Below are 25,196 nucleotides of genomic sequence, written 5' to 3' on the forward strand. Positions count from 1 at the left end.
CGTCGCTCGCGCTCCACACCAGTCCAACAACCCGAAAAGCCGCTAGACAAATGGCATTACGCCGTTTGGATGGCCTCGGCGAATGGGTGAAGGAAAGAGCGGTCAGGCCCGCGCCGCAGCGCTCTCGATTCCCAGCGCCTGCAGCGCGGTGCGGACGATCTGCTGGGCAGTCAGGCCGGCGGTTTCATACTGCTTGGCCGGCGAGTCATGATCGAGATAGAGATCCGGCAGGACCATCGGCCGGATCTTCAGTCCACCGTCGAGCAGCCCGGCCGTTGCCAGGAATTGCAGCACGAAGCTGCCGAACCCGCCGACCGATCCCTCCTCGATGGTGATCAGCACCTCATGTTCCAGCGCGAGGCGGCGGACCAGATCCTCGTCCAGCGGCTTGGCGAAGCGGGCGTCGGCCAGGGTGGTCGACAGGCCGCGCGCCGCCAGCTCCGCCGCCGCGCGCCGGGCCTCGCCCAGGCGCGTACCGTAGCTGAGGATGGCGATCTTGGTGCCTTCCTGCAGAATGCGGCCCTTGCCGATCGGCAGCAGACTGCCGCGTTCCGGCAGTTCCAGCCCCACGCCTTCGCCGCGCGGGTAGCGCAGGGCCGAAGCACGGTCGTCGATGGCGGCCTGGGTCGCCACCATGTGCATCAGTTCAAGCTCGTCGGCCGCCGCCATCAGGACGATGTCGGGCAGGCAGCCGAGATAGGCGGTGTCGAAGGACCCTGCATGGGTCGCCCCGTCCGCGCCAACCAGTCCGGCACGGTCCAGCGCGAAGCGCACCGGCAGATGCTGCAGCACCACGTCATGGATGACCTGATCGTAGGCGCGCTGCAGGAAAGTCGAATAGATCGCGCAGAAGGGCTTGAACCCCTCCGTCGCCATGCCGGCGGCGAAGGTCACCGCATGCTGCTCGGCGATGCCGACGTCGAAGCAGCGGTCGGGGAAGCGTTCGCCGAACAGGTCCAGACCGGTACCGGACGGCATGGCGGCGGTGATGCCGACGATGGTCGGGTCGGCCGCCGCCTCGGCGATCAGGCTCTGGGCGAAGACGCGGGTGTAGGTCGGGGCGTTGGATTTCGGCTTGGACTGGGTGCCGGTCACCACGTCGAACTTGGCGACGGCGTGCAGCTTGTCGGCCGACTCCTCCGCCGGGCCATAGCCCTTGCCCTTCTTGGTGACGACATGGATCAGCACCGGCTTGTCGTCGTCGGCGTCGCGGACATTCTGCAGCACCGGCAGCAAATGGTCCAGGTTGTGACCATCGATCGGGCCGATGTAGTAGAAGCCCATCTCCTCGAACAGGGTGCCGCCGGTGACCATGCCGCGGGCATATTCCTCCGCCCGGCGGGCGGCGTTGCGCAGCGGGCGCGGCAACTGGTCGGCAATCTCCTTGGCCAGATGGCGCAGCGACAGGTACGGCTTGGACGAGATCAGCCGCGACAGATAGGCGCTCATCGCGCCGACCGGCGGGGCGATAGACATGTCGTTGTCGTTGAGGATGACGATCAGCCGCGACTTGGTGGAGGCCGCGTTGTTCATCGCCTCATACGCCATGCCGGCGCTCATGGCGCCGTCGCCGATCACGGCGATGACGTTGCGCCGTTCCCCCTTCATCTTGCTGGCGACCGCCATGCCGAGACCGGCGGAGATGGAGGTGGAGCTGTGGCCGGCGCCGAAGGGGTCGTATTCGCTCTCCGACCGCTTGGTGAAACCGCTCAAGCCCCCGCCCATGCGCAGCGTGCGGATGCGGTCGCGGCGCCCGGTCAGGATCTTGTGCGGATAGCACTGGTGCCCGACGTCCCAGATCAGCCGGTCATAAGGCGTGTCGAAGACGTAATGCAGCGCCGTCGTCAACTCCACCACCCCCAACCCGGCACCGAGATGGCCGCCGGTCACCGAGACGGCGTCCACCGTCTCGGTGCGCAACTCGTCTGCGAACTGGCGGAGCTGTTCGGGCTTGAGGGCCCGCAGCTTGGCTGGCGTCGGACAAAGGTCGAGCAGCGGGGTCTTGGTGGCGGTCACGTCGTGATGGTCCTCAAGCTCTGGTCAGGCGCGGCGCGCGACGACAAAGTCGGCGACGGCCTTCAACATATCGGCACGCCCATCGAAAATGTCCAAGTGCTGTGATGCCTGGTGCGACAGCATTTCCGCCTGGGCACGGGCACGGTCGCGGCCGAGGATCGACACGAAGGTCGCCTTCCCGGCCTGGGCGTCGCGGCCGACGGTCTTTCCGGTCTCTTCCGCCGTGCCTTCCACGTCCAGCAGATCGTCGACGATCTGGAAAGCCAGCCCCAGATCGTGGGCATAGGCGCGCAGCGCCGTGCGCTGCGGCGGGTTGGCCTTGCCAAGGATGCCGCCGGCCTCGCAGGAGAAGGCAATCATCTCGCCGGTCTTCATCCGCTGCAGCCGGGTGGTGGTGCCGAGATCGAAGCTCTCATGCTCGGCGATCAGGTCCAGCATCTGGCCGCCGACCATGCCGTGGCCGCCGGCCGCCTTGGCCAGCGCCGACACCAGCTGGCAGCGGATGTTGGGATCCTCGTGAGTCGCCGGGTCGGCCAGCACCTCGAAGGCCAGCGTCAGCAATCCGTCGCCGGCCAGGATGGCGGTCGCCTCGTCGAACTGGCGGTGGCAGGTCGGCCGGCCGCGCCGAAGCTCGCCGTCGTCCATCGCCGGCAGGTCGTCGTGGACCAGAGAATAGCTGTGGACCATCTCAACCGCCGCGGCGGCACGGATGGCGCAGTCCGCGCTGACGCCGAACAGCGCCGCCGACTGCATCACCAGGAAGGGCCGCAGCCGCTTGCCGCCGTTCAGGCAGCCATAGCGCATGGCGTCGAACACCCGAGCCTCCGCCAGGTCGGTGGTCGGCAGCAGGGCGCCGATCTTCATCTCGACGGCCTGCGCGATCTCCGCCATGGCGGATTTCAATTCGGTCTGGGAAATGGTCTGCACGTCAGTCGATCCGGGCGGGTTCTGTGCCGAGGGAGCCGTCGGCGCTTACGGTGATGCGGTCGATCTTGGCCTGCGCCTCGCGCAGCTTCATCTCGCAATGGCGCTTTAGCGCCGTGCCGCGTTCGTAGGAGGAAATGGCTTCGTCGAGCTTGCCGCGCCCTTCCTCGAGTTGGCGGACGATCCGCTCCAGTTCGGCGAGCGCATCCTCGAAACTGAGGGCGGCGATGTCGGGCGGAATGGGAACGCCAGGATTCGGAAGGGAAGCGGCGGAAGGGGGCATGTCGGGCAGAACCATCGATGGAACCTCAAGCCCGCGAAGGTATGCCCCGCCCTCGTCCGGCGCAAGACCCGAGGCACTCCCGTACCCCGGCCCTTGCGGACTATGTGCCGCGACTGTGCGGCCTATGCGTTCGGGCAGCCCCTCCCCCTTTCGGGAGAAGGGGGCCGCGGCCGCACGGGGAAAGTCCTGGTCAGCAGTACATCAGTTCACGCACATGGGCCGCGCTTGCCGACGCCAATGCCCGAAGGTTGTAGCCACCTTCCAGCACCGAGACGATCCTTGCGCCGCAATGGGTGCGGGCCAGTTCGCCCAGCTTGCGGGTGGCCCAGACGAAATCGTCGTCGATCAGGTGCAGGCCGGCGAGCGGATCGCGCGAATGGGCGTCGAACCCGGCGGAGATGATCAGCAGGTCCGGCTTGAAATGGTCGATGGCCGGCAGGATCACGTGCGTCATCGCGTGGCGGAATTCCGGCGATCCGGCCATGGCCGGCAGCGGCGCGTTGACGCAGTTGCCGTACTCGCCCTTCTCCCCCGCGTCGCCGGTGCCGGGATAGAGCGGCGACTGGTGGGTGGAGCAATAGAGCATGTCGGGGTCGAACTGCAGGATGTCCTGGGTGCCGTTGCCGTGATGGACGTCGAAATCCATCACCGCCACCCGCTGCAGCCCATGGGCGGCCCTGGCATGGAAGGCGCCGACGGCGGCGTTGTTGAACAGGCAGAAGCCCATCGCCTTCTCCCGCTCCGCATGGTGGCCGGGCGGACGGACCGCGCAGAAGGCGTTGCGCGACTGGCCGGTCGCCACCGCGTCGACAGCGGCGCAGACCGCGCCGGCCGCACGCAGCGCCGCCTCCCCCGATCCGGGCGAGACGACCGTATCGGCATCGACGCCCGCATGCTCCACGTCGGGAATCAGCGACAGCACGCGGTCGATGTGCGACTGCGGATGCGCCCGCAGAAGCTGTTCAACCGTGGCGCGCGGCGCCTCCTGCCGTTCCAGCATGTGGAACTCCTCCGTCTCCAGCGCGGCGAGCACGGCGCGCAGGCGGTCGGAGCATTCGGGATGACCGAGACCCGTGTCGTGCTCCAGGCACGCCGGGTGGGTGAACAGGGTGGTGAACATCGATTTTTCGGTCGTTATCGTTGGTTTTCGGGCGGCGATTGCAGCGTTTCCGAAAACCATTCTTCCCGCATCGCTAATGAAAGTACAGGCTGAATCCAGGACGATTCGTCACAGCCCACTTTCGGGAACCGGGGCAATCCGTGCCCCCTGCGTTCGGGGTATAGCCGTTACGGAAAAATCCCGGTTCAGGCCACCCGTTCGATGACGAAGCGCAGGACGCCGTCCTCTTCGGCAACGGAGAGCAGCCGGTTGCCGGTCGCCTCGCAGAATGCGGGAAAGTCCTTGCGGGCGCCGGGATCGGTCGCCTCCACCGTCAGGGTGTCGCCGACGGCGATGGTCTTGATCGCCTTGCGCGCGCGCAGGACGGGGAGCGGGCACTGCAAGCCCTTGGTATTCAAAGGATGGTCGGTCATGACGGAATGCTACCCGACCGGCCGGCCGGTGTCACGACGGATGGTATGGGGCAGCCGGGCAGGTCATTGCGGATGATTATCGCTCACAACCGGAAGCTGATATATCTGTAGCGGCTCTGTTTCGCGGTGCGAGAAAAACCGGGCTCCGACGATGATGGCGACGCTCAAGCCGTCGCTTGCGCCAAGCAGCGGCGCTGTCGCCATGCCGGATTCCCACAGGTGGACAATAGCCGCCGGATACGAATATACTAGGATACGAGCATTTTTCTTTGCCGGGCTCTGCAACGACGGCCCGCGCACAATACGACACGTAAAAACGAATCGGAACGGACAGGGCGACGGTAGAGCGATGAAGATCGAGGATTTGCAGGCCAACGCCCGCCGGGCAAGTGCGCTGTTGAAGGCGATGTGCAACGAGCGGAGGCTGCTCATCCTGTGCCATTTGAGCCAGGGCGAGCGATCGGTGGGCGAGTTGGAGGATCTGGTCGGACTCAGCCAGTCGGCGCTGTCCCAGCATCTGGCCCGGCTGCGCAACGACAATCTGGTCCGCACGCGGCGCAGCGCCCAGAACATCTACTACTCGCTGAACGGGCACGAGGCGCAGACGATCATGACGACGCTGCACGGCCTCTATTGCACGCCCGCGCCTGAGGATGCCGACAGCGACGGCCGCAGCAGCGACTCAGGTGCCGACCAGACCGACCTGCGCACCGCCGCGGCCGGCTGATCGCCCGACGCCGCCGTCCCGCATCGACAGGCGCAAGCCTCAGCCGCGCGCCCGCAAAGCCGCGACCGCCAGCGCCAGCCAACCCAGCATGAAGCTCCATCCGCCGGCCGGCGCCGTCATCGGCACCGGCAGCGGTCCGATGGTGGCAAGCGCATAGAGCGTGCCGCAGAACAGCAGGATCCCGACGACGAACAGCCATCCGGCGACCCGGAGGGCCGCGCCGCCGATCCTGCCGTTCAGCGCCACCAGCAGCACCAGCGCCAGCGCATGCGCCATCTGATACTGGCCGGCGATGCGGAACCACTCCTGCGCCTGCGGCTGGGCGGCCAGCGCGTGGCTGGCATAGGCGCCGGTGCCGACCGCCATGGCGCCGTTCAGCGCGGCGAAGACGATCCAGATCCGGTCGATCACTCCCACGGGCGTCCTTCCCTTCCTTCGCGCCACCGCCGGCTCGTGTTTAGAGCTTGGGGCAGTGCTATGCTGACGCCTGTCTACACGCAGCCCGGCCGTGCGAGCAAGAATCGACCATGACGTCCGCCACCCCCGCCCCGACACCGCTGGTCAGCATCGTCACGCCCACCTGGCAGCGCGAGGAGTTCCTGCCGCGCCTGCATGCCTGCATCCGGGCACAGAGCCATGGCGAGATCGAGTGGCTGGTGTTCGACGACAGCCCGCGCCCGTCGGCCTACCTGAAGGCGCTGGCGAGTCCTCGGCTGAAATATTTCTACTCGCCCAGCCGCTACGCCATCGGCGAGAAGCGCAACATCCTGGCCGAGCATGCCAAGGGATCGGTGATCGTCCACATGGACGACGACGATTTCTATGCGCCGACCTATGTGGAGCGGATGCTTGAGTGGCTCGACCAGGGGCATGACTTCGTGAAGCTGTCCAGCTGGTTCCTCTATAGCGTGCCGCACCGGCGCTTCGGCTATTGGGACACGGCCCGCGGCGGCTCGCACCACCGCTGGGGCCGGCAGACCTGCAGCTATGTCGAGGCACCGGACTCCCCGCCCTCCCCCGACAATCTCGACGGCTACGGCTTTTCCTATGCCTACCGCCGCAAGGTGTGGGAGGCGGTGCGCTTTCCGGCAGTGAATGCCTGCGAGGACGCGCCCTTCGTCAAGGCCGCGCGCGACCGCTTCCGCGTCGGCGCCTTCCCGGACACGGAGGGCCTGTGCCTGCACACGCTGCACGCCCGCAGCACCAGCCTGTGCCTGCCGCAGTACGAGTTGCCACCGCTGCTGATGGATCGGTTGTTCGGCCCGGACTCGGCCGCTTACACCTGAACGTCGAGGAACATGCCGCGTCGATAGTTGCGCGGCAGGGTCAGCACGCCGTTGACCACCAGGGCGGCCAGTTCGCGCAAGCTCGGAACCCGCTGCCTGCCTTGCTGGGCGACACCCTCGGCGCGGGCGCGTGCACTGCCCGCGGCAACCCGGCCGCCACCGGAGTCGGGGCGGATCAACTCGTTCGAACGGTCGCCGGTGCGTCTGGTCTCTACCATCCGCTCTGTTTACCATAAATGCCGCACAGGAGGAAGGGGCGCAGGCGGTGACAATTGTCGTTCGGATCCAAGCCGATAGCACAGATCCCGTATCGCTGCCGCCTGGGCAGGCAGCCCCAAGTCTGCGGACATTCGCCACAAGGTAATTTCGATAGTGGTAGGGTTTCCTTTACGTTTTAAGTGCGAACATTTTGTAGACATATTATTTCGCCGGGTGCGACGCATCCGGTCGCTCCATCCAACCGCGATCCTTGCCGAGGCACCATGACATCGGACGTCGCACGCTTCCTTGGCTTCGCATTTGCCAATGCGGATGTGCTGATCGAGGTGGACGCCCGCGGACTCATCGGCTTCGCCGCCGGTGCGCTGCAGCATGTCCTGGGCATCACCGATGCCGAGTTGATCGGACAGCCGATCGACCGGATGCTGGCGGCCGGCGACCGCGGGCTGGTGCGGCGCCTGCTGCGCACCGCCGGCTCCAACCGGCGGCTGGAGCCGCGGACCGTCGCGCTGGCGGGCGGGACACAGGCCACGCTGTCCGGCTATCGACTCGGACGGTCTCCAAACGTGCAACTGACGCTGACCCGGTCGGAAAGCAAGGGAGTCGAGGCACCGGCCCGCGATGCGGAGACCGGGCTGCTCGATCCGGAGGCCTTCCAGGCGCAGCTTGGCGAGCGCTTCGGCGTCGATGTCGGCCAGTCGCCGCCGAAGCTGACGCTCATCAAGATCGCCGATTTCGGCGAGGTCAAATCGCGGCTGGGTCCGGAACTGACGCTGCGCCTGCTGGGGGAGGTCGGGGCGCTGCTGCGCGTCCATGCCGCCGACGACACGCTGGCGACCCGGCTGGGAGAGGATCGCTTCGGCCTCGTCCACGGCAGCGACCTGTCGGCCGGCGCGCTTGCCGACGAAATCGCGGTGACCGGCGCCAGCCTGTCGCCGGACGGCCAGCCGCTGGCGTCGGAGAACCTGACGCTCGACATGTCGGCCCCCGGCCTCAGCCGCGAGGATGCCGGGCGCGTGCTGATGTTCACGGTGAAGAGCTTCGCCGAGGAGACGGCCAAGTTCGACATCTCCACCATGCATGACGCGGTGAAGCTGCTGGTCGACCAGACGGTGACGCGGGTGACCAGCCTGCGCACCACCCTGACCGACGACCGGCTGAAGCTGCAGTTCCAGCCCATCGTCTCGCTCGCCACCCGCGGCCTGCACCATTACGAGGCGCTGGCCCGTTTCCCCAACGGCGCCCCCGGCCCGACCATCGCCTTCGCCGAGCAGATCGGCATGGTCCACGACGTCGACCTGCTGGTCTGCGAAAAGGCTTTGGAGACGCTGGGCTCTGACCCGACGCTGCAGATCGCCGTGAACATGTCGGCGGCCTCGCTGGGCAGCGACATCTTCGTGGTCGCTTTCCAGCGGCTGGTCGCCCGCGATCCGGCGCTACGCTCCCGCCTGCTGGTGGAGGTGACCGAATCGACCGGCCTGACCGACCTGCCGCGCGCCGCCCGCGTGCTGGAGGAGTTGCGCCGCGCCGGCCACCGCATCTGCCTGGATGATTTCGGGGCCGGCGCGGCGTCCTTTCCCTACATCCAGGCCCTGCCTGTCGATTTCGTGAAGATCGACGGCAGCTATGTCCGCCGGCTGGGCGGCAGCCCGCGCGACGACGCCATCCTGCGCGCCATGGTCGGGCTGTGCCGGGAAATCCGCGTGCAGGTGATCGCCGAAATGGTGGAGACGCAGGATCAGGCGGCGCAACTCAACGCCTGGGGTTTCGAACTCGCCCAGGGATATCATTTCGGCAGACCGGCCGACCGCCCGGCCTACAAGCCGGCCAGCCTCTTCGCCTCGCCGGCCCCCGCCCGCTCCGGCTTGTCGGACGGCTGGGCCTGAGGCCGCTCCCACCATCTATAACCGACGCCATACGACCAAATCTTTTCCTTCCGAGTGGAATGAAAGCCGGAGCGGCGACGTTCATCGGCTCATGAGGGGACAAGATACCCCCGACACCAGGAGGACGCCGGAATGACTGGCCGTTTTGGTTTTGGAATGAAAGCCGTGGTTCTGGGCGCTCTGGTCGCCGGATCGATGCTGGGCGCCACCGTCAGCCCCGCCGCCGCCCATGACGGCTGGCGCGGACGAGGCGACCATGGCCGCGAATGGTACGGCCCCGGCCGCGGCGGCCCGGACTGGCGCTGGGAGCGCCCCCATCACCGTCATTGGCGCGAGCGCGGCGCCTATTACGCCCCGCCGCCCGTCGTCTACGCCCCGCCCCCGGTGGTTTACGCGCCGCCGCCGCGGGTGATCTATGCACCGCCGCCCGTCGTCTACGCGCCGCCGGTGGTCCCCGGCTTCGGCCTCAGCGTCAATATCCGCTGACGCCTCCGGCGCTGATGCTTCCGGCGCTGACGCAACGGCCCACCCGGCGAAAAGGACGGCTTCCGGCAGAGCGCTCCCCGCATTATGGTGCGCCCCGTTCGGTAAAGCCGCCCCGCCGGGGCGCACAGCAGCCAGGGAGACGGGCTTTGCGGGTTCATAGTGTGTGCGCCGCGGTGGTGGGCAGCCTTTCCATCGCCTTCGGAATCGCCGGCGCCGGTTCCGCCGTTGCGGCCGAGCCCCGCCTGATGGCGGCGCTGGGCAACACCGTGCTGACGATGACCGACATCGGACCGAAGCACACCCAGGTGTCGGTGAACGACAAGCCCGTGTTCGAGGACAAGGAGAGCGACATGCTGTCCTTCGTCGGCGCCTATTCCCTGAAGGACCGCTGGATCGCCCTGTTCCAGGCCGACACCGGCGCCAAGGACTGCCCCACCCGCTTCCGCATCCTGGAGGTCGGCGGGCCGCAGCCGCTGGTCTCCTATCCCTTCGGGTCCTGCAGCGACGCCGCCCAGGTCACCATCGACAACGATGTCCTGACCATCTCGATGCCGCAGCCCGGCGGCGGGGGCGAGGCCGCCTGGACCTATCGCAACGGCAGGATCGGCCGCAGCAAGTGAGCAATCGGCACGGCAGGGTTCCGCGTCCCGCGCCGTGTCCCTCGATTGACGGCGGCAGGCGCAGCTTTTAAGGTCCGGACCTCCGCGCATTCCCGTTCCGGGACAGGAAGTTCGCCCCAGAAAGTTCGCCCCATGACTGCCAGCAGCGCCAGCCGGCCCAGCCGCCGGCCCAACACTCCGCTCTTCTCCTCGGGTCCCTGCGCGAAGCGTCCGGGCTGGTCGCTCGACGCGCTGGACGGCGCGCTGCTCGGCCGCTCCCACCGCTCCAAGCCGGGCAAGGCCAAGCTGAAGGAGGTCATCGACCTCACCCGCGCGGTGCTGGGCATCCCCGGCGACTACCGCATCGGCATCGTCCCCGCCTCCGACACCGGTGCGGTGGAGATGGCGCTGTGGTCGATGCTGGGTGCCCGGGGCGTCGACATGCTGGCCTGGGAAAGCTTCGGCAAGGAATGGGTTACGGATGTCGCCAAGCAGCTGAAGCTGCCGGACGTCCGCAACCTGATCGCCCCCTATGGCGAGCTGCCGGACCTGTCGGCGGTCGATTTCAGCCGCGACGTCGTCTTCACATGGAACGGCACCACCGCCGGCGTGCGGGTGGCCGACGGCGACTGGATCGCCGACGACCGCGAAGGGCTGACCATCTGCGACGCCACCTCCGCCGCCTTCGCCATGGCGCTGCCCTGGCACAAGATCGACGTCGCCACCTGGTCCTGGCAGAAGGTGCTGGGCGGCGAGGCGGCGCACGGCATGCTGGTGCTGAGCCCGCGCGCGGTCGAACGGCTGGAGAGCTTCCAGCCAGACCGGCCGCTGCCGAAGATCTTCCGCCTGACCAAGAACGGCAAGCTGATCGAAGGCATCTTCGAGGGCGACACCATCAACACGCCCTCGATGCTGTGCGTCGAAGACGCCATCGACGGCCTGCGCTGGGCCCTGTCGCTGGGCGGTCTGACCCAGCTGATCCGCCGGTCGGAACAGAACCTGCGCATCGTCGCCGAATGGGTGGAGAGCAGCCCCTGGGCCGGCTTCCTGGCCAAGGACCCGGCCAACCGCTCCTGCACCTCGATCTGCCTGCGCTTCACCGATCCCGACGTGACCGCCCTCTCGGAGGAGGCCCAGGCCGCCTTCGCCAAGAAACTGTCGGCCCTGCTGGAGAAGGAGGAAGCCGCCTTCGACGCCGGCTCCTACCGCGACGCGCCTCCCGGCCTGCGACTGTGGGGCGGCGCCACGGTGGAGAACGAGGATATGGAGGCGGTGCTGCCCTGGCTCGACTGGGCCTTCGCCACCGTCAAGGCTGAGGTCCTCGGCCCCAAGCGGGGCTGAGGTCGGCCAAGCGCGAGCAGGGCCGTAATCCACAGCCCTGTTCCATCCGCTTTAAAAGCCCCACCGTGGCACGACCGCCACTGTGGGGCTTTTTGCATGCGCTGCTCTTGTGCTTTGCAGCAAAGGATCGATCCGGGAAACCGTTCGTACACCGCAGCATTTCTGCACCAGTGTGACCGGCCCGACGCGTGTTCCGACCTCGCAAGCTTGACCATGGTTATCCACAGAACCGTGGACAAGGTGGTGGATAAGCCTGTTGAACCATCGGTGGCGCCTGTCCCGAAACCGTCATGAAGGAAACGGGACCGATTCGCCCCTGCGGTCGCCGGACGGACGGGTGCGGCTCCCCGGTTGAGGCGCCGCCCTATCCCGAAGATGGTCTGGCAGCCTGTCGGTTGTGTCCCGACTCTTGGAAGGGATTTCCGGCGCTCCCGCTGCGGTGCGGCAACGCCGGTGCAACGACGGAAGGGCTCGGGAACGACCATGGCGCACTACCTCATCACCGGCGGTTGCGGTTTCATCGGCTCGCATCTGGCCGACCGACTGCTCGCCGACGGGCACCGGGTGACGATCCTCGACAACATGTCGAGCGGCCGGCTGGAGAACAAGCCGAGCGCCGCGGCTCTGGTGGTGGGCGATGTCGCCGATCCGGACGCTGTGCGCGAGGCGATGGCCGGCGACAATGGCGAAGGGGTGGACGGCGTCTTCCACCTCGCCGCCGTCGCATCGGTGCAGAAATCGCGCGAGTTGTGGGCGGAGACCCACCGCACCAACCTGCTGGGCACCGTCACCGTGTTCGAGGCGGCACGCGACGCCAAACGCGGCAGCCCGGTCCCGGTGGTCTACGCCTCCTCCGCCGCCGTCTATGGCGACAACACCAACACCCCGCTGAAGGAGGACGAGTTGCCGCGCCCGCTGTCCGCCTATGGCGTCGACAAGCTGGGCTGCGAGATGCACGCCCGCGTCGCCTGGGCCATCCAGGGGGTACCGACGGTCGGCTTCCGCTTCTTCAACGTCTATGGCCCGCGCCAGGATCCGATGTCGCCCTATTCCGGCGTGATCTCCATCTTCGCCCGCCGGGTCGCCCGCGGCGAAGATGTGGAGATCCACGGCGACGGCCAGCAGGTCCGCGACTTCGTCTTCGTCGGCGACGTGGTGCGCATTCTGGCGCTGACGATGGAGCGGCGTTTCGCCGGGTCGCAGGTCTACAATCTCTGCACCGGCCGCGCGACCTCGCTGGTGATGCTGCTGGAGGTGCTGCAGGAGCTGTGCAACAGCAAGGTCCGCCGCCGCCACACCGACCCGCGGGCCGGCGACATCCGCGTATCGATCGGCGACCCGTCGCTGATGCGTTCCACCTTCGACACCATGTGTCAGGTCGGCCTGCTCCAGGGCCTGAGCGCCACCCTGACCGGCCGTATGCCTTGAGGGCGGTGCCATAGGCGGGTATGACGGAGACGGCACAGTCATCGAGGTGAACGAATCATGGCCCGCCGCCGCTCCCTGTCCCTGCGGGGCCTGTTCGTCGTCCTGGCGATCCTCGCCGCCATTGCGGTGGCGGAGCGTGTCCACATCATCCCGCCCGGCACGCTCGACCGCCTGCTGGGGCAGGAGACCCACCGCCCCCGCCAACCGCGCAAGCAGGAGCAGGCCGAACCGCCTCCCCCGGTCGTCGCCCGCGCCACCGACAGGATCGACTATGCCGAGGCCGCCCGGCAGCTCGACGGCATCCGGGTGGAGCCCGAGAAGCGCCGAGGCTACGACCGCGATGCGTGGCCGCACTGGCTGGCGCTCGACGGCGGCTGCCTGAATGCGCGCGAGAAGGTGCTGATCCGCGATTCCCGCCGTCCGGCGACGCTCGACGCCAAGGGCTGCGGCGTGAAATCCGGCGACTGGCTCGATCCCTACACCGGCGAACGCTACACCGATCCGCAGATGGTCGATATCGACCACCGCGTGCCGCTGGAGGAGGCCTATGCCAGCGGTGGCTACGACTGGAGCCGCGAAAAGCGTGCCGCCTACGCCAACGACACCAGCGACCCGCTGACCCTGCTGGTCTCCAGCCGCGAGGCCAACCGCGCCAAGGGCTCCAAGGGGCCGGAGGAGTGGCTGCCGCCCAAGCGCGACGGCATCTGCCTCTATGTCGCCGACTGGATCCTGGTGAAGGCGCGCTGGAGCCTCAGCATGGACGAGCGGGAGCGGGTGACGGTCGGCAACATCCTGAACGACTGCCGCGCCTCGGCCGGGCAGCAGCGCTGACGCAGCCCAGCCCTGCCTGGTGCTTTGTTGGGCGCACCACCGGTTTCGCGCTACCGTCCGCCCCAAAATCGGATGGCCGGAACGGGAGGAATTCATGAACGGAGAGTCCAACGCCCTGTGGCGGGAAAGCGCCGCCACCCTGGCGGCACGGCTGGCGAAGCGGGAGCTGTCGGCACGCGAGGCGGTGGAGGCACATCTGGCGCGGATCGCCGCAGCCGAACCGGCGCTGTCCGCCTTCATCACCGTCGCCGCCGACAAGGCGCTGGCCCGCGCCGACGCGCTGGACGCCCAACCGGCGCCCGTGGGGCCGCTGCACGGGCTGCCGGTGGCGGTGAAGGACCTGACCGATACCGCCGGCATCCGCACCACCTACGGCTCGGCGCTCTATGCCGACCATGTGCCGGCAACCAGCGACATCGCGGTGGCGCGGATCGAGGCGGCGGGCGGCATCGTCATCGGCAAGACCAACACGCCGGAATTCGGATTCGGCGCCATCTGCCGCAACCGCCTGTACGGGCCGACCCGCAACCCGGCCGATCCGGTCCTGACCTCCGGCGGGTCGAGCGGCGGGTCGGCGGCGGCGGTCGCGGTCGGCATGGCGCCGCTGGCGCACGGCACCGACTATGGCGGGTCGGTGCGCATCCCCGCCAGCTTCTGCGGCATCGCCTCCATCCGGCCGACGCCGGGGCTGATCCCGGCGCCCGGCCGTGCGCTCGGCTGGGACACGCTGGCGACACACGGCGTGCTGGCGCGCGATACGGCGGACTGCGGCCTGCTGCTGTCTGCGATGGCGGGCAGCGACCTGCGCGACCCGACCTCCCTGCTCGGCGACCGCGACAACGGGTCGGAGACGCGGCTGGGCGCCACCGCCGATTTCGGCGTCGCCACCGTCTCCCAGGCGGTGCGGGAGCGCTTCGCCGAGGCGGTGGAGCGGTTGGAGCGGGTTGCCGGGCCGGTGGCACGCCGGCATCCCGACTGCGGCGACGCCATGGCGACTTTCCGCACCCTGCGCGCCGCCCAGACCCGCCACGCCTTCGGCCCGATGTTGGCAAAGCATGGCGAGGCGCTGACCGACACCATCCGCTGGAACATCGAGGCCGGGGCCGGCATCACCGCCGACGCCTATCTGGAGGCGCAGGCCGCCCGCACCGCGCTCTACCGCCGCTTCGTCGCATTGTTCGAGGAAATCGACGTGCTGGCCGCCCCGGCCTGCGGCGTGCTGCCCTGGCCGAACGAGGACGGCGAGGTCAGCGTGATCGACGGCCGGCCGGTAGAGACCATCCTCGACTATATCGGCGTCACCGCCGTCGTCACGCTGATTGGATTTCCGGTGCTGACCTTGCCGGTCGGCGGAAACGGTTTGCCCTTCGGCATCCAGTTGATCGCCCGGCCGGGCGAGGAACGGCGCCTGATCCGCCTGGGCCGCATGCTGGAGCGGGAGGCCGGGTTCGTCCACCGCTGGGCCGATGCCTGGGCTCCCTGACCGGGCGCCCTCCGCTGGGGCATGGCCCGCGGCAGGTGACAGCGAATTCATGCCTTCGGGGCGGCAAAGGGTGGTAATCGGCAGATCATGTGCTGACCGCTTGCGAGTGCCCGACCGATGCCCGCGCGTGCATATACTTCGCCTGCTCCCACCGGACGATTGTCCGCCGCCCGCCAATTCCTGTCCGACGTCTGGCGTCTGACCAAGCCCTATTGGTCCTCGGAGGAGAAATGGGCGGCGCGCGGCCTGCTGGCGGCGATCGTCGTCCTCAATCTGGCGGCGGTGTTCATGGAAGTCTGGTTCACCCAGATCAACGCCGACATCTTCGACGCACTGCAGGAAAAGAACCAGAGCGGTTTCGTCCACGCCCTTCTGGTCTTCGGCGGGCTGGCGCTGGTCTTCATCGCAGTGGCGGTCTACCGCCTCTATCTGAACCAGATGCTGCAGATCCGCTGGCGCCGCTGGCTGACCGAACGCTATCTCGGCGACTGGCTGGAGAACCAGACCTTTTACCGGCTGCAATTCGCCAACACCGGCACCGACAACCCGGACCAGCGCATCGCCGAGGATCTGCGCAGCTTCGTCCAGCTGACGCTGAGCCTGTCGCTGGGATTCCTGACCAATCTCGTCTCGCTGGTCTCCTTCCTCGCCATCCTTTGGAGCCTGTCCGGGTCGGTCACGATTCCCTGGCTGGGCATCGACCTGCCCGGCTACATGGTGTGGGTGGCACTGGTCTATGCCGTCGCCGGCACTTGGATCACCCACTGGATCGGCAGGCCGCTGGCCCGGCTCAGCTTCGACCAGCAGCGCTACGAGGCCGACTTCCGCTTCGCCCTGGTCCGCCTGCGCGAGAATGCCGAGAGCGTTGCCCTGCAGCAGGGCGAGGCGCAGGAGGCGCGGGGCTTCGGCGACCGTTTCGGCCGCGTCGTCGCCAACTGGTGGTCGCTGATGCGCACGCAGAAGCGGCTGGTCTGGTTCACCTCCGCCTACGGCCAGATCGCCGTGATCTTCCCGCTGCTGGTCGCCGCCCCGCGCTATTTCAGCGGCGCCCTGCCACTGGGATCGCTGATGCAGACCTCCCAGGCCTTCGGGCAGGTGCAGGGGTCGCTGTCCTGGTTCATCGATGCCTACGTGAACCTCGCCGACTGGCACGCCACCACCAGCCGTCTGACCGGCTTCCACCACGCGGTGCAGTCGGTGCGCGCCGATGCCCGCGACCATGCGGGGGTGGAGCGCGCGGCGGCCTCCGACGGCGCCCTGACGCTGGACGGGCTGGCGCTGACCCTGCCCCATGGCGGCACGCCGCTGGTCCGCGCCGACCTGACGGTGCAGCCGGGCGACACGCTGCTGATCACCGGCCCGTCCGGGTCAGGCAAGAGCACCATCCTGCGCGCCATCGCCGGCATCTGGCCCTTCGGCCATGGCCGCATCGCCCTGCCTGCCGGTGGCACCACAACCGCCAACGGCAGCATGGTCCTGCCGCAGAAGCCCTACCTGCCGATCGGCACCCTGCGGGCCACGGTCACCTATCCCGCCGCTCCCCATGCCTTCGAGGCGGAAGCGGTGCGCGAGGTGCTGGACGCCGTCGGCATGGCCGGTTTCGCCGACCGGCTGGACGAAGAGGACCACTGGTCGCAACGCCTGTCCGGCGGCGAACAGCAGCGCATCGCCATCGCCCGCGCCCTGCTGCACAAGCCCGACTGGCTCTATCTGGACGAGGCGACCTCGGCCTGCGATCCGGAGACGGAGGAGCGGCTTTACGGCCTGCTGCGCACCCGCCTTCCCGGCACCACCCTGGTCAGCGTCGGCCACCGCCCCAGCCTCGCCGCCTTCCACGACCGCCGGCTGACGGTGCGGCGCGACCGCGACGGGACCGGGGAGCTGGCGGCGGCGGGGTGAGGACGCTCAGGCGGCGAACCGGATGGTGGAGGCGATCTCATCATGGGGCATCGACAGGCTGCCGTCCGGATGCCGCTCGATCAGCCCCAGTTCGGCGAGCGCGGATACATCCTCGTGCACGCGCTTGACGTCCCGCTTTAAATCACGCGCAAGCGCCCGGATACCCTCTGCCGGGCTCTGCCGCAGATGGCGCAGCAACGCGTAGCGTTTGGGTGTCAGCACGGCACAAAGCGCCTCCCAACTGTCGAAATACAGGCGGTCGGTGGGTTCGACGGCCTCCCCGGCCTCAGCGGCCTTCCACGCGGCGACCACATCGGCGCCCGCCTGCGCTAAGGCATCATCCATGATGCGGATGTCATGCTTTGCCATGATCCCTCCTCCATGCCGAGACGGCGTCCAGGAAATCCGCCACCAACTGTTCAACGCCGCTGAAACGATAGGGCTCTTCAACATCGCCATCGTGGCGGTGGTCGCCCTTGCCGCGTTCGTTGTCGAAGCCGACGACCCGCTGACCATCAACGATATAGACGAGCCGATATTTGAAACCATGCGTCGTCGGCGGAACCGGTTCCGGCACGCGCCAAACCACCAGCTCCGCAAAATCGCGGCTGCCGAAAGCGACCCGGCGGCGGATCAGAAGCATTGCCTTCATGTTGGCATCCTACACCATCATAGGCGTTGGCGCAAAGCGCCAACGGCACAAGCCGCATCTTCGTCATACCTCCCCCCGCGCCTCCGCCAGCAGCCACTGCCGGAAAGCGGCAAAGGGCGGGTGGTTGGCCTTGCCACGGGGGTGGACGAGGTAATAGGCGCGCGCGCTGCGGTGAGGCCGGTCGATGACCGGGACCAGGGTGCCGTCGTCCAGTTCGGCGCGGACCAGCAGGGTCGGCAGCAGGGCGACGCCCAGCCCTGCCTCCGCCGCCTGGGCGGTTGTGGCGAATTGCTCGAACACCATGCCGGCACCGGGGCGCGGCGGCAGCCCCTGGGCCGACAGCCACTCGTTCCAGGCGTCGGCGCGCGTGCTGGTGTGCAGCAGCGGCAGGGACAGCAGATCGACAGGCTCCGCCACCGGATGCGCCTTGAGGAAGGCAGGGGAGCAGACCGGCAGCACCTCCTCGTCCAGCAGATGGTCGCAGACGGCGTCGGGCCAATCGCCGAAGCCGTAATGGATGGCGGCGTCAAGGTCGTGCAGGCGGAAATCGAAGGGCGCCAGCTTGGTGGTGAAGTGGATCGTCACCTGCGGGTGCGCCGCCTGGAAGGCCGGCAGCCGCGGCACCAGCCAGCGCGTGCCAAAGGTCGGCAGGATGGCGAGGTTCAGCACGCCGCCCTTGGGCGCAGCGATGGTCCGCACGGTGGCCGCCGCGATCTGGCGCAGGGCGTCGCGGATCGGATCGGCATAGAGCGCCCCGGTCGGGGTCAGAGTCACCCGCTGGCCCTTGCGGGTGAACAGCGGCGTGCCGATCTGGTCCTCCAGCGCCTTGATCTGCCGGCTGACCGCCCCTTGCGTCAGCGAAAGCTCCGCCGCCGCCGCCGTGAAGCTGCCGGTGCGGGCCGCCGCCTCGAAGGCGGTCAGCATGCTCATGGAGGGGAGGAGGCGGCGCTGCAGATCCATGACCTCTTCATTACCAAAGCTCATGATCTGTGGAAAGAAAGTCGTTTGCGCCCTGGCGCGCGGCACGGCACGCTCGCTATCCTGGAGATCCGGAAAATTCCCATAGGCAGGGCGGGGCGGCATCGCGATGAAGACCGGTGGTCAGTTGGTCGTCGAAGCGCTGGAGGCGCAGGGCGTGCGGCGGGTGTTCGGCGTGCCGGGCGAGAGCTATCTCGCCGTGCTGGACGCCCTGCACGACAGCCCGATCGAGATGGTCGTCGCCCGCCATGAAGGCGGTGCCGCGATGATGGCGGAGGCGCAGGCCAAGCTGACCGGCCGCCCCGGCGTCTGCCTCGTCACCCGCGGCCCCGGCGCCACCAACGCCGCGTCGGGCATCCATGTCGCGCAGCAGGACGAGACGCCGCTGGTCGTTCTGGTCGGCCAGATCGAGCGCGGCATGCGCGGCCGCGACGCCTTCCAGGAGGTCGATTACGGCAAGCTGTTCGGCGGCATGTGCAAGTGGGTCGCCGAGATCGACAGCGCCGACCGCGTGCCGGAGATGATTTCCCGCGCCTTCCACACCGCGATGGCCGGCCGCCCTGGTCCGGTGGTGCTGGCCCTGCCGGAAGACACGCTGACCGAGACCGCCGACGTCGCTGTCGCCCCGTTGGCGGAACCGGTGGAGAGCGCCCCCACGCCGGCGCAGCTGGCCTCCTTCGGCGCGCTGCTGGCCAAGGCGGAGCGTCCGCTTCTGGTGGTCGGCGGCTCCCGCTGGACGGCGGAGTCGGTCGCGGCGCTGCAAGGCTTCGCCGAGAAGCTGTCGCTGCCGGTGGCGGTGACCTTCCGCCGACAGATGCTGTTCGACCATTGCCACCCGCTCTATGCCGGCGACATCGGGCTGGGCATCAACCCGAAGCTGGCGGCGCTGGTCAGGGACAGCGACCTGCTGATCCTGTTGGGCGACCGCTTCTCCGAAGTGCCGTCGCAAGCCTACGAACTGCTTGGGATTCCCGATCCGGGAAAAGCCGTGGTGCACATCCACCCGGGCGCCGAGGAGATCGGCCGCGTCTATCGCCCGGCGCTGGGCATGGTCGCCACGCCGGCCGGCTTCCTCGACGCCGTTGCGGAACTGAGCCTGACCGCGAAGCCGGAATGGAAGGCCTGCGCCGAGGCCGCGCACGCCGCCTATGACGCCTGGAGCACCCCGCCCGACACCATCCCCGGCGACGTGCAGATGGGACGCATCATGGCCTGGCTGGACGAACGGCTGGAGCATGACGCCATCTTCACCAACGGCGCCGGCAACTACGCCACCTGGATCCACCGCTTCCACCGCTTCCGCCGCTTCGGCACCCAGGCGGCGCCGGTCTGCGGTTCGATGGGCTACGGCCTGCCCGCCGCCATCGCCGCCAAGCTGCAGCACCGCACCCGCGACGTGCTGTGCTTCGCCGGCGACGGCTGCTTCCAGATGACCGGGCTGGAGTTCGGCACCGCCGTTCAGGAAGGGGCCGCCGTGATCGTGCTGGTCGTCGACAACGGCATGTACGGCACCATCCGCATGCATCAGGAGCGCGAGTATCCCGGCCGCGTTTCCGGCACCCGATTGCAGAATCCCGACTTCGCCGCCTTCGCCCGCGCCTATGGCGGTCATGGCGAGACGGTGGAGACCACCGACCAGTTCGCCCCGGCCTTCGAGCGCGCCCGCGCGTCCGGCCTGCCGGCGATCATCCACATCAAGCTCGACCCCGAAGCCCTGACCCCGACCCGGACGCTTTCCGAGATCCGCGCGGCGGGGAAGGGGAAGTGATTTATACGCCTCGCTTTTTGACCCAAGGAGCCACTCCGGTGCAGCACAGCGACATCCTCTCCCGTTTCGGCCTGACCTCCAGCGAAGCCGGTCTCACCGCCCGGTCGCCGGTGGACGGCGCCACGCTTGCCACGGTGGCGGAGACCGCGCCGTCGCAGGTGTCGGACATCGTCGCCAACGCCGCCCGCGCCTTCGAGGCGTGGCGCTCCGTGCCAGCTCCGCGCCGCGGCGAGCTGGTCCGCCTGCTGGGCGAGGAGCTGCGCGCCGCCAAGGAGGATCTCGGCCGGCTGGTTTCGCTGGAAGCCGGCAAGATCTACCAGGAAGGCCTGGGCGAAGTGCAGGAGATGATCGACATCTGCGACTTCGCCGTCGGCCTGTCGCGCCAGCTCTACGGCCTGACCATCGCGTCGGAGCGTCCGGGACATTCCATGCGCGAGACCTGGCACCCGGCCGGCCCCTGCCTCGTGATTTCCGCCTTCAACTTCCCGGTGGCGGTGTGGTCGTGGAACGCGGCGCTGGCGCTGGTCTGCGGCGACCCGGTCGTCTGGAAGCCGTCGGAGAAAACCCCGCTGACTGCCGCCGCCTGTCAGGTCATCTTCGACCGCGCCGTCGCCCGCTTCGGCGACGCGCCGGCCAACCTGTCCCAGGTGGTGCAGGGCGGCCGTGAGATCGGCGAGGCGCTGGTCGCCCATCCGGGCTTCCCCATCGTCTCGGCCACCGGCTCGACCCGCATGGGCCGCGAGGTCGCCAAGGTGGTGGCGGAGCGCTTCGGCCGCTCGATCCTGGAACTGGGCGGCAACAACGCCATGATCGTGGCGCCGTCGGCCGACCTCGACATGGCCCTGCGCGCCATCCTGTTCTCCGCCGTCGGCACCTGCGGCCAGCGCTGCACCACGCTGCGCCGGCTGATCGTCCACCGCTCGGTCAAGGACCAGCTGCTGCCGCGTCTGAAGGCGGCCTATGCCTCGGTTTCCATCGGCAGCCCGCTGGAAACCGGCGTGCTGATGGGTCCGCTGGTGGATGCCGACGCCTTCAAGGCGATGCAGCGCGCACTGGAGTCGGCGAAGGCCGAGGGCGGCATGGTGACCGGCGGCGAGCGCACGCTGACCGACCGCTTCCCCAACGCCTATTACGTCACCCCGGCCATCGTCGAGATGCCGGCCCAGACCGAGGTGGTGCGTCACGAGACCTTCGCGCCGATCCTCTATGTCCTGACCTACGACACGCTGGAGGAGGCCATCGCGCTGCAGAACGCGGTGCCGCAGGGGCTGTCCTCCTGCATCTTCTCCACCGACATCCGTGAGACGGAGCGCTTCCTGTCGGCCGCCGGGTCCGACTGCGGCATCGCCAACGTCAACATCGGCCCCAGCGGTGCGGAGATCGGCGGCGCCTTCGGCGGCGAGAAGGAGACCGGCGGCGGCCGCGAGTCCGGGTCGGATTCGTGGAAGGCCTACATGCGCCGCCAGACCGCGACGGTGAACTACTCCTCCGCGCTGCCGCTGGCCCAGGGCATCAAGTTCGAGATAATGGGCTGATCGACGACCGGGGCTCGGCCTCCGCGGCGTCATCGCCCCTTGCGACCCTCTTCGACCGGCGCGACACTCCGGCAGTAAAGGTGAATCCGAGGGAAGCGATGGCGGACGCGGCAGGTCATACGGTTCTGGCACGCCTGCAGGCCCTGCGGGCGGCGCCGGAACCGCTGGCGGCCCTGCTGTCCGACCTGCGCGGGATCGAACATGGCGGCGATCCCCGCTTCGCCATGACTCTCGACCATTATCTGCAAAGCTGGCTGGGCAGCCAGCCGCGCGAGGTATTCCGGCTGGCCGGTCCCCGCCTGCTGATCCTGGCGCCAGCCGATGCCGGCCCGTTGCTCGACGCCGGGGCGAAGGCGCTGGGCCGCATGCTGCTGTCCCACGGCTTCGGCACGTTCCACGCCACCCGCTACGACGTGGCGACGGAAATGGAGCGGCTGTTCGCCGACCTGTTCCCCAACGACGCCACCGGCGCCCTGCGCGAGGCGGCGGAACGCGCCCCCACCGCCGCGCTGGCCCATCTGTTGGAGGTGGAGCGGGTGCTGCACGGCGCCGATGTCGACAGCATCGTCCGCGAGCAGCCGATCTGGTCCTTCGACGGCGACCGTGCCTTAGTGGTCGCCACCGAACTGGCGGTGTCTCTGGAGGAATTGGAATCCCGCCTCTCGCTATCGCTGCGGCGCGATTCCTGGCTGCGGCACGAGGTGGCGGTGCGGCTCGACCGCGGGCTGTTGCGCCATATCGCCCGCGACCGCGCCCAGGATCCCCGCCGCTTCACCGTCGATCTGCACACCGCGACGGCACTGGACGACAACTTCGAAGAGTTGGCCCGCGCCATCCCGACGGAGATGCGCGGGCGGATCATCGCCGAGCTTCCCTGCTGGGAACTCACCCTCGCCCCCTCCCAGGTGGTCGAGGCGGCGGCACGGCTTGGCGACGCCGGCTTCGCCGTGGCGCTGGACCATGTGCCGCTGGCGGCACTCGACAGTCTCGATACGGCCGGGCTGGAGCCCGTCCTCATCAAGATTCAATGGATCCACGGAGCCACCGGGGCCGCCGACAAACTCTCCGCAGCGGTCGCCCGCTTCGGTGCCGGGCGGCTGGTGCTGTGGCGCTGCGACGAGCCCATGGCGCTCGACACCGGGCGCGCCGCCGGAGTCACTCTTTTCCAGGGCCGCGCCGCCGATGCCGCCGCCGCGGCTCCCCACCGCCTGTCCGAGACCCGGCCCCGCCCCGGCGCCGAGGAGCTCGAAGAACAGGAAGAAGCCGCCCCGGCCCTCGCGGAAACGGCGGAGCCCACACCCCCACCGCACCCTGGCCTGCTCGGCCGGCTGCTGGGGCGCGGCTGACGGCCGCACAGCGCAGGCATCCGCGCCCTGCGATTGACAGCCGGTCATTACGGGTTCCTAATAGTTAAAATGCTAACGAACAACGAAGGCGTCGGATGTCCGTCCAAACGCCCAGCCAATCATCCGCGAAGCCGGTCCCCGCTCCGGCGACCTCCCGCTCTCCCCGCCTGCTGAACGCCACCGTTTTCGGGCTTGCCGGGGCCTTCGGACTGCTGTCCTACATCGGCATCGGCCATGGGATGGAGGCGCTGTGGAACCCGACCGGTGCCGTCATCATCGCCGGCGGCATCGCCGTCGCCGCCTTGATGGCGTTCCGGGCCAGCGAGCTTCGCACTGCCCTGGCCTCGCTCCGCGCGATCTTCCGCGACGACGAGTCCATCGCCCCCGACATCGCGGAACTGGTGGCCTTCGCCCGCCTCTACCAGCGCGGTCAGATCCAGCGGGCGGAGGAGCAAGGGACCAAGGCCGGCAGCCCCTTTCTGCGGTTGGGGTTGCAGCTGATCGCCGACGGCACGCCGGTCAACGACATCCTCCATGTGATGAACTGGCGCATCCAGAAGCTGATCGAGCGGGAATCGGTGCAGTCGCGCCTGTACCGCACCCTGGCCGGTCTGGCGCCCGCCTTCGGGCTGCTGGCGACGCTGGTCGGGCTGATCGGCATGATGGCGCAGCTCGGCACCGCGACGATCTCGCAGGTGGGCGAGCACATGTCGGTGGCCCTGGTGGCGACGCTGTACGGCGTGGTGCTGGCCAACCTCGTCTTCAAACCGATCGCCATCAAGCTGGAACAGCGCACCGCGCGGCGCGTCGCGATGCTGAACGTGCTGCTGGAGGGCATCATCCTGGTGCGGCTCGGCCGCTCGCCGACGGTCATCGCCGAGGCGCTCGCCGAGTTCGTGCGCGAGCGCGGGGACGAACTCCATGGCACCTCCTGACGACGGGGTGCGGGACCGGGATCTGGCGCCGGACGATGCGCAGGACCTCGCCACCCCCACCTGGGCGACCAATTTCGGAACGAACGGCGGCCTGCTGCCCGCAGCGGCTGATGAGGACCAGGAGATATGGCTTCTCAGCTACTCCGACCTCGTCACGCTGCTGCTGTCGGTGTTCGTCATGCTGCTGGCGATCACGACGCTGAAGGACCAGCTGCCGACCACGCCGCAGCCGGAAACGCCCGTCGTCGCGCTCCAAACCACCGCGACGCTCCCGCCCCTGTTCGACGAGCCCGAACCGGCCGTGGTTCCCCACCCCGCTCTGCCGGAGCCGACCCAGCCCTCCGACCCGCGCCCGCGCCTGGACGACGACGAGGTGGCGGTGACCGCCCCCGATCTGGTCGCGGCACGGTGGCGCGAAGCCCTGGCGAAGCTGGGCGTGCCGCCCAGCGTGGCGGTCGACGTGCGGCAGAACCGGGTCGGCATCGTCATCGGCGACGGCATCCTCTTCGCCCCCGGACAGGCCGACCTGACACCGGGCGGCGACGGGCTGCTGCGCCGGCTGGCCCCGACGCTGGCGGCGACCCGCGGCGAGGTGGTGGTGGAGGGGCACAGCGACTCCACGCCGATCGGCAACCGCCGTTTCCCCTCCAACTGGGAACTGTCGGGCGGCCGGGCGGCCAGCGTGGTCCGCCGCCTGATCGAGCTGGGCCTGCCCCCGGACCGGCTGTCGGCGGTGGGCTATGCCGACACCCGGCCGCTGTCCGCCGGCAGCGACCCGGCATCGCTGGCCCGCAACCGCCGCGTCGCCATCAGCATCCGGGCCGACGGCCTGCCGGCCGGCCAAGCCCCCGTCAGAGCGATTCCATAGGGGCAGGGTTTGATTTGACGCAATGCAGCGAGGCGGCGAAGGGGACTATGCTGAGATCTGGTGGTCGATCTGGTTGACGTATTGTCCTCCACCCCGATGGCGCCGCCCCCGGCGGATGTTTCCCCAGTGGAAACATCCAATCAGGGGCATCCCGGCGCCCCTTCCCCCGCCAG

General features: G+C 68.7%; 26 protein-coding genes. 15 read left to right on the top strand and 11 right to left on the bottom strand.

The features are described 5' to 3' along the window. Positions 1-102: 102 nt before the first annotated feature. The 6 genes from dxs to PWS46_RS21315 form a co-directional block, all read right to left on the bottom strand. Positions 103-2,016 (bottom strand): 1-deoxy-D-xylulose-5-phosphate synthase, encoded by a 1,914-nt coding sequence (gene dxs / locus PWS46_RS21290; RefSeq protein WP_434623353.1) that lies wholly within the window; start codon positions 2,014-2,016, stop codon positions 103-105. Between the two features lie 24 nt (positions 2,017-2,040). Beyond that, positions 2,041-2,943 (bottom strand): polyprenyl synthetase family protein, encoded by a 903-nt coding sequence (locus PWS46_RS21295; RefSeq protein WP_211103547.1) that lies wholly within the window; start codon positions 2,941-2,943, stop codon positions 2,041-2,043. A gap of 1 nt (position 2,944) precedes the next feature. After that, on the bottom strand, positions 2,945-3,238 hold the full coding sequence (locus PWS46_RS21300; RefSeq protein ID WP_136703519.1) for an exodeoxyribonuclease VII small subunit: 294 nt from the start codon (positions 3,236-3,238) through the stop codon (positions 2,945-2,947). 175 nt (positions 3,239-3,413) lie between these two features. Next, entirely contained in the window at positions 3,414-4,343 is a 930-nt protein-coding gene (locus PWS46_RS21305; protein ID WP_109048709.1) for a histone deacetylase family protein, read from the bottom strand. 185 nt (positions 4,344-4,528) lie between these two features. Next, positions 4,529-4,756 (bottom strand): sulfurtransferase TusA family protein, encoded by a 228-nt coding sequence (locus PWS46_RS21310; RefSeq protein ID WP_136703520.1) that lies wholly within the window; start codon positions 4,754-4,756, stop codon positions 4,529-4,531. A gap of 63 nt (positions 4,757-4,819) precedes the next feature. Then, a complete protein-coding gene (locus PWS46_RS21315) occupies positions 4,820-4,960 on the bottom strand; it encodes a hypothetical protein (RefSeq protein WP_169054943.1) in 141 nt (46 codons plus the stop codon). A 145-nt stretch (positions 4,961-5,105) separates the two neighbouring features. Here PWS46_RS21315 and PWS46_RS21320 point away from each other — a divergent pair, with 145 nt between their 5' ends. Beyond that, positions 5,106-5,483 (top strand): ArsR/SmtB family transcription factor, encoded by a 378-nt coding sequence (locus PWS46_RS21320; protein ID WP_434623354.1) that lies wholly within the window; start codon positions 5,106-5,108, stop codon positions 5,481-5,483. Between the two features lie 39 nt (positions 5,484-5,522). On the opposite strand, the gene PWS46_RS21325 is transcribed toward PWS46_RS21320, so the two are convergent. Further along, positions 5,523-5,894, bottom strand: a complete 372-nt coding sequence (locus PWS46_RS21325; RefSeq protein ID WP_434623355.1) for a DUF423 domain-containing protein — start codon at positions 5,892-5,894, stop codon at positions 5,523-5,525. 116 nt (positions 5,895-6,010) lie between these two features. Between PWS46_RS21325 and PWS46_RS21330 the strand changes: the two genes are divergently transcribed. Beyond that, complete coding sequence (locus tag PWS46_RS21330; RefSeq protein ID WP_434623356.1) at positions 6,011-6,769, top strand: glycosyltransferase family 2 protein; 759 nt, start codon at positions 6,011-6,013, stop codon at positions 6,767-6,769. On the opposite strand, the gene PWS46_RS21335 is transcribed toward PWS46_RS21330, so the two are convergent. Continuing rightward, positions 6,760-6,987 (bottom strand): hypothetical protein, encoded by a 228-nt coding sequence (locus PWS46_RS21335; protein ID WP_136703524.1) that lies wholly within the window; start codon positions 6,985-6,987, stop codon positions 6,760-6,762. The two genes, PWS46_RS21330 and PWS46_RS21335, sit on opposite strands and share 10 nt — an antisense overlap. Before the next feature lie 264 nt (positions 6,988-7,251). Here PWS46_RS21335 and PWS46_RS21340 point away from each other — a divergent pair, with 264 nt between their 5' ends. From PWS46_RS21340 to PWS46_RS21375, 8 genes are all read left to right on the top strand, one after another. Beyond that, the gene (locus tag PWS46_RS21340; RefSeq protein WP_136703525.1) at positions 7,252-8,874 is read left to right on the top strand and encodes an EAL domain-containing protein; all 1,623 of its coding nucleotides are present in this window, start codon (positions 7,252-7,254) and stop codon (positions 8,872-8,874) included. A 156-nt stretch (positions 8,875-9,030) separates the two neighbouring features. Then, a complete protein-coding gene (locus tag PWS46_RS21345; RefSeq protein WP_434623357.1) occupies positions 9,031-9,360 on the top strand; it encodes a hypothetical protein in 330 nt (109 codons plus the stop codon). 146 nt (positions 9,361-9,506) lie between these two features. Further along, entirely contained in the window at positions 9,507-9,980 is a 474-nt protein-coding gene (locus PWS46_RS21350; RefSeq protein WP_434623358.1) for a hypothetical protein, read from the top strand. Positions 9,981-10,112: 132 nt separating this feature from the next. Further along, positions 10,113-11,300 carry a phosphoserine transaminase gene (locus tag PWS46_RS21355; protein ID WP_434623359.1) on the top strand — a complete coding sequence of 396 codons (1,188 nt, stop codon included), beginning with the start codon at positions 10,113-10,115 and terminating at the stop codon, positions 11,298-11,300. A 483-nt stretch (positions 11,301-11,783) separates the two neighbouring features. After that, complete coding sequence (locus PWS46_RS21360; RefSeq protein WP_434623360.1) at positions 11,784-12,728, top strand: SDR family NAD(P)-dependent oxidoreductase; 945 nt, start codon at positions 11,784-11,786, stop codon at positions 12,726-12,728. Positions 12,729-12,785: 57 nt separating this feature from the next. Beyond that, positions 12,786-13,559 (top strand): HNH endonuclease family protein, encoded by a 774-nt coding sequence (locus PWS46_RS21365; RefSeq protein ID WP_434623361.1) that lies wholly within the window; start codon positions 12,786-12,788, stop codon positions 13,557-13,559. Between the two features lie 94 nt (positions 13,560-13,653). Beyond that, a complete protein-coding gene (locus PWS46_RS21370) occupies positions 13,654-15,042 on the top strand; it encodes an amidase (RefSeq protein WP_434623362.1) in 1,389 nt (462 codons plus the stop codon). A 159-nt stretch (positions 15,043-15,201) separates the two neighbouring features. Beyond that, the gene (locus PWS46_RS21375) at positions 15,202-16,941 is read left to right on the top strand and encodes an ABC transporter ATP-binding protein/permease (protein WP_434623363.1); all 1,740 of its coding nucleotides are present in this window, start codon (positions 15,202-15,204) and stop codon (positions 16,939-16,941) included. Between the two features lie 6 nt (positions 16,942-16,947). Here PWS46_RS21375 and PWS46_RS21380 read toward each other — a convergent pair whose 3' ends face one another. The 3 genes from PWS46_RS21380 to gcvA all read right to left on the bottom strand — a co-directional run bounded on the left by PWS46_RS21380 (position 16,948) and on the right by gcvA (position 18,553). After that, positions 16,948-17,310 (bottom strand): hypothetical protein, encoded by a 363-nt coding sequence (locus PWS46_RS21380; protein ID WP_434623364.1) that lies wholly within the window; start codon positions 17,308-17,310, stop codon positions 16,948-16,950. Further along, positions 17,297-17,593 carry a toxin-antitoxin system TumE family protein gene (locus tag PWS46_RS21385; RefSeq protein WP_434623365.1) on the bottom strand — a complete coding sequence of 99 codons (297 nt, stop codon included), beginning with the start codon at positions 17,591-17,593 and terminating at the stop codon, positions 17,297-17,299. The genes PWS46_RS21380 and PWS46_RS21385 overlap by 14 nt, the downstream gene beginning before the upstream one ends. 63 nt (positions 17,594-17,656) lie before the next feature. Beyond that, the gene (gcvA, locus tag PWS46_RS21390; RefSeq protein WP_434623366.1) at positions 17,657-18,553 is read right to left on the bottom strand and encodes a transcriptional regulator GcvA; all 897 of its coding nucleotides are present in this window, start codon (positions 18,551-18,553) and stop codon (positions 17,657-17,659) included. 127 nt (positions 18,554-18,680) lie between these two features. Between gcvA and PWS46_RS21395 the strand changes: the two genes are divergently transcribed. The 5 genes from PWS46_RS21395 to PWS46_RS21415 all read left to right on the top strand — a co-directional run bounded on the left by PWS46_RS21395 (position 18,681) and on the right by PWS46_RS21415 (position 25,023). Then, on the top strand, positions 18,681-20,339 hold the full coding sequence (locus PWS46_RS21395; protein WP_434623367.1) for a thiamine pyrophosphate-binding protein: 1,659 nt from the start codon (positions 18,681-18,683) through the stop codon (positions 20,337-20,339). A 38-nt stretch (positions 20,340-20,377) separates the two neighbouring features. Continuing rightward, a complete protein-coding gene (gene amaB / locus PWS46_RS21400) occupies positions 20,378-21,874 on the top strand; it encodes an L-piperidine-6-carboxylate dehydrogenase (RefSeq protein ID WP_434623368.1) in 1,497 nt (498 codons plus the stop codon). Positions 21,875-21,972: 98 nt separating this feature from the next. After that, positions 21,973-23,220: a hypothetical protein gene (locus PWS46_RS21405; RefSeq protein WP_434623369.1), complete on the top strand. Its 1,248-nt coding sequence runs from the start codon at positions 21,973-21,975 to the stop codon at positions 23,218-23,220. Between the two features lie 95 nt (positions 23,221-23,315). Then, positions 23,316-24,155 carry a motility protein A gene (locus PWS46_RS21410; RefSeq protein ID WP_434623370.1) on the top strand — a complete coding sequence of 280 codons (840 nt, stop codon included), beginning with the start codon at positions 23,316-23,318 and terminating at the stop codon, positions 24,153-24,155. Beyond that, positions 24,142-25,023, top strand: coding sequence for an OmpA/MotB family protein (locus PWS46_RS21415; RefSeq protein ID WP_434623371.1), 882 nt, complete (start codon positions 24,142-24,144; stop codon positions 25,021-25,023). Before PWS46_RS21410 ends, PWS46_RS21415 begins: the two co-directional genes overlap by 14 nt. Positions 25,024-25,196: the final 173 nt, after the last annotated feature.

It is taken from the genome of Azospirillum sp. B2RO_4, from assembly GCF_051124815.1.
Taxonomy (GTDB): domain Bacteria; phylum Pseudomonadota; class Alphaproteobacteria; order Azospirillales; family Azospirillaceae; genus Azospirillum.

Excerpts from the sequence above, each read along its gene's own strand:
- PWS46_RS21300 (WP_136703519.1), bottom strand. The coding sequence starts at position 3,238 with ATGGTTCTGCCCGACATGCCCCCTTCCGCCGCTTCCCTTCCGAATCCT.
- PWS46_RS21305 (WP_109048709.1), bottom strand. The coding sequence starts at position 4,343 with ATGTTCACCACCCTGTTCACCCACCCGGCGTGCCTGGAGCACGACACG.
- PWS46_RS21310 (WP_136703520.1), bottom strand. The coding sequence starts at position 4,756 with ATGACCGACCATCCTTTGAATACCAAGGGCTTGCAGTGCCCGCTCCCC.
- PWS46_RS21315 (WP_169054943.1), bottom strand. The coding sequence starts at position 4,960 with ATGGCGACAGCGCCGCTGCTTGGCGCAAGCGACGGCTTGAGCGTCGCC.
- PWS46_RS21320 (WP_434623354.1), top strand. The coding sequence starts at position 5,106 with ATGAAGATCGAGGATTTGCAGGCCAACGCCCGCCGGGCAAGTGCGCTG.
- PWS46_RS21330 (WP_434623356.1), top strand. The coding sequence starts at position 6,011 with ATGACGTCCGCCACCCCCGCCCCGACACCGCTGGTCAGCATCGTCACG.
- PWS46_RS21335 (WP_136703524.1), bottom strand. The coding sequence starts at position 6,987 with ATGGTAGAGACCAGACGCACCGGCGACCGTTCGAACGAGTTGATCCGC.
- PWS46_RS21340 (WP_136703525.1), top strand. The coding sequence starts at position 7,252 with ATGACATCGGACGTCGCACGCTTCCTTGGCTTCGCATTTGCCAATGCG.
- PWS46_RS21345 (WP_434623357.1), top strand. The coding sequence starts at position 9,031 with ATGAAAGCCGTGGTTCTGGGCGCTCTGGTCGCCGGATCGATGCTGGGC.
- PWS46_RS21355 (WP_434623359.1), top strand. The coding sequence starts at position 10,113 with ATGACTGCCAGCAGCGCCAGCCGGCCCAGCCGCCGGCCCAACACTCCG.
- PWS46_RS21360 (WP_434623360.1), top strand. The coding sequence starts at position 11,784 with ATGGCGCACTACCTCATCACCGGCGGTTGCGGTTTCATCGGCTCGCAT.
- PWS46_RS21365 (WP_434623361.1), top strand. The coding sequence starts at position 12,786 with ATGGCCCGCCGCCGCTCCCTGTCCCTGCGGGGCCTGTTCGTCGTCCTG.
- PWS46_RS21370 (WP_434623362.1), top strand. The coding sequence starts at position 13,654 with ATGAACGGAGAGTCCAACGCCCTGTGGCGGGAAAGCGCCGCCACCCTG.
- PWS46_RS21380 (WP_434623364.1), bottom strand. The coding sequence starts at position 17,310 with ATGGCAAAGCATGACATCCGCATCATGGATGATGCCTTAGCGCAGGCG.
- PWS46_RS21385 (WP_434623365.1), bottom strand. The coding sequence starts at position 17,593 with ATGAAGGCAATGCTTCTGATCCGCCGCCGGGTCGCTTTCGGCAGCCGC.
- gcvA (WP_434623366.1), bottom strand. The coding sequence starts at position 18,553 with ATGGATCTGCAGCGCCGCCTCCTCCCCTCCATGAGCATGCTGACCGCC.
- PWS46_RS21395 (WP_434623367.1), top strand. The coding sequence starts at position 18,681 with ATGAAGACCGGTGGTCAGTTGGTCGTCGAAGCGCTGGAGGCGCAGGGC.
- PWS46_RS21405 (WP_434623369.1), top strand. The coding sequence starts at position 21,973 with ATGGCGGACGCGGCAGGTCATACGGTTCTGGCACGCCTGCAGGCCCTG.
- PWS46_RS21410 (WP_434623370.1), top strand. The coding sequence starts at position 23,316 with ATGTCCGTCCAAACGCCCAGCCAATCATCCGCGAAGCCGGTCCCCGCT.
- PWS46_RS21415 (WP_434623371.1), top strand. The coding sequence starts at position 24,142 with ATGGCACCTCCTGACGACGGGGTGCGGGACCGGGATCTGGCGCCGGAC.